The following is a 1196-nucleotide window of genomic DNA, read 5'->3' as shown; positions in this document are numbered from 1 at the left end:
AAAATTATTTCTCTTCTACTTCGGAAACAACGCCAGCGCCAACGGTACGGCCGCCTTCACGGATAGCGAAACGCAGACCTTTTTCGATAGCGATCGGGGTGATCAGTTCTACTTCCATGGTTACGTTATCGCCAGGCATTACCATTTCTACGCCCTCCGGCAGTTCGGTTACACCGGTTACGTCGGTAGTACGGAAATAGAATTGCGGACGGTAGCCGTTGAAGAACGGAGTGTGACGGCCGCCTTCTTCTTTGGTCAGTACATAAACTTCACCTTTGAATTTGGTGTGCGGATGAATGCTGCCCGGTTTGGACAGTACTTGGCCACGCTCGATTTCTTTACGGTCAACACCACGCAGCAGGCAGCCGATGTTATCGCCGGCTACTGCTTCGTCCAACAGTTTGCGGAACATTTCAACGCCAGTTACTACGGTAGATTTTTTCTCGTCTTTCATACCAACGATTTCTACGGTATCGCCAACTTTAACAGTACCACGCTCTACACGTCCGGTAGCAACGGTACCACGACCGGTGATGGTGAATACGTCCTCGACAGGCATCAGGAACGGTTTGTCGGTTGCACGTTCCGGCAGCGGAATGTAGCTGTCAACTGCGTCCATCAGTTCCATGATTTTTGCTTCGTATTTCGGGTCGCCTTCCAGAGCTTTCAGAGCGGAACCTGCAACAACAGGAATGTCATCGCCGGGGAAGTCATAGGAGCTCAGCAGTTCGCGAACTTCCATTTCTACCAGTTCCAGCAGCTCTTCGTCGTCAACCATATCTACTTTGTTCAGGAATACTACCATTGCAGGTACGCCTACTTGGCGAGCCAGCAGGATGTGCTCACGAGTCTGAGGCATCGGGCCGTCAGCAGCGGATACTACCAGGATTGCGCCGTCCATCTGAGCAGCGCCGGTGATCATGTTCTTTACATAGTCAGCATGGCCCGGGCAGTCAACGTGTGCATAGTGACGGGTTGCGGTTTCATATTCAACGTGAGAGGTATTGATGGTAATACCACGTTCACGTTCTTCCGGAGCTTTATCGATCATGGAGTAGTCCATGAATTCAGCGCCGCCTTTTTCAGCCAGTACTTTGGTGATAGCAGCAGTCAGAGTAGTCTTGCCATGGTCAACGTGACCGATGGTGCCGATATTCAGATGCGGTTTAGTTCTTTCATATTTAGCTTTTGCCATT

Annotated in this window: 1 protein-coding gene; it reads right to left on the bottom strand. The window is 50.8% G+C overall.

Annotated features, from left to right (window positions below; all coding sequences use genetic code 11):
* Positions 1–4: 4 nt before the first annotated feature.
* Complete coding sequence (gene tuf / locus HMPREF9443_RS03205) at positions 5–1195, bottom strand: elongation factor Tu (protein ID WP_009145072.1); 1191 nt, start codon at positions 1193–1195, stop codon at positions 5–7.
* Between the last annotated feature and the right edge of the window lies 1 nt (position 1196).

Source organism: Phascolarctobacterium succinatutens YIT 12067, assembly GCF_000188175.1.
Classification (GTDB): domain Bacteria; phylum Bacillota; class Negativicutes; order Acidaminococcales; family Acidaminococcaceae; genus Phascolarctobacterium_A; species Phascolarctobacterium_A succinatutens.
The sequence above is the reverse complement of the archived record's forward strand: the minus strand, read 5'-3'. Positions and strand labels throughout refer to the sequence as shown.